The following is a 570-nucleotide window of genomic DNA, read 5'->3' as shown; positions in this document are numbered from 1 at the left end:
CTAGTGTATCAATATGAGAAAAACGGCTAAAAATAAAGATATTGATAGTAAATAGCAACTAACATAACTTAATTCCAGTAAAATATTAGTTTAATAGCTGTTCATATGATAAGATATTCCTTGTCGCTGAGAGGCACTGAAGAAACAACAAAACAAGTTAAAACAAGTTAATAAAAACTTGAAAAGAATTTAAAAAAAGTTGTTGACAAGGAGTATCAAATTTGATACTATAAGGAAGTCGCTTAACAGAAACGACAAAATAAAAGAAAACATGGTCTTTGAAAATTAAACAGAGTATAGAAAGAACAACTCGTAAATGCTTTGAGAAAATAAAAAATAAGCTTGTCGAAAGATAAGTTAGTCAGTAATTTATACTGAGAGTAAATCAAACTTTTTAAATTGAGAGTTTGATCCTGGCTCAGGACGAACGCTGGCGGCGTGCTTAACACATGCAAGTCGAGCGATGAAGTTTCTTCGGAAATGGATTAGCGGCGGACGGGTGAGTAACACGTGGGCAACCTGCCTGTAAGAGGGGGATAGCCATCCGAAAGGATGAGTAATACCGCATAA

At 34.6% G+C, this 570-nt stretch carries 1 rRNA gene; it reads left to right on the top strand.

What is annotated here, in order from left to right:
- Positions 1 to 395: 395 nt before the first annotated feature.
- Positions 396 to 570, top strand: a 16S ribosomal RNA gene (locus tag RR877_RS10705); the annotation flags it as partial.

The organism is Aurantimicrobium sp., assembly GCF_036667855.1.
Lineage (GTDB): Bacteria > Actinomycetota > Actinomycetes > Actinomycetales > Microbacteriaceae > Aurantimicrobium.
The sequence above is the reverse complement of the archived record's forward strand: the minus strand, read 5'-3'. Positions and strand labels throughout refer to the sequence as shown.